This is a genomic window from Larkinella sp. C7, from assembly GCF_006149005.1.
In the GTDB taxonomy this organism is placed as follows: Bacteria; Bacteroidota; Bacteroidia; order Cytophagales; family Spirosomataceae; genus Larkinella.
The window spans coordinates 1-334 of sequence record NZ_VBSL01000254.1; the positions used below are offsets into that span (position 1 = coordinate 1).

A 334-nucleotide genomic window follows, 5' to 3' on the forward strand; every position below is an offset into this window, starting at 1 on the left:
TTCCGCCGATAACCGACCGCCGGTGGGCGAGCAGGTCAGGTTGATCGGCGAGCCTTTCAACACATACGCGCTGTTCTGGACTTTCGCACTGATTTGGTGATTGACGTTGTCTTTCACCTGCGCCGGGGTTGCAAACACGTACCCGTGGGCACCGTTGCCTTTCTGGGCATCTTTCAAATCCTGCCGGAAATTCTTCGCTTCGGTGGTGCCGATTGAGATGCCGTCGGCGAAAAACTCCACCAGCATCGGCGTGTTGGGCTTGTTGCGGTCCCACACCCAGCCCCGGATTTCCTGGCAATTCACCACCGACAAATAGCCCTCGAAGTTGCCCGTC

The 334-nt window shown here is 57.8% G+C and carries 1 protein-coding gene; it reads right to left on the reverse strand.

Translation table 11 applies throughout. The features are described 5' to 3' along the window. Positions 1-334 (reverse strand): hypothetical protein (locus tag FH871_RS33430; RefSeq protein ID WP_171063048.1); only part of this gene is annotated, 334 nt, incomplete at both ends.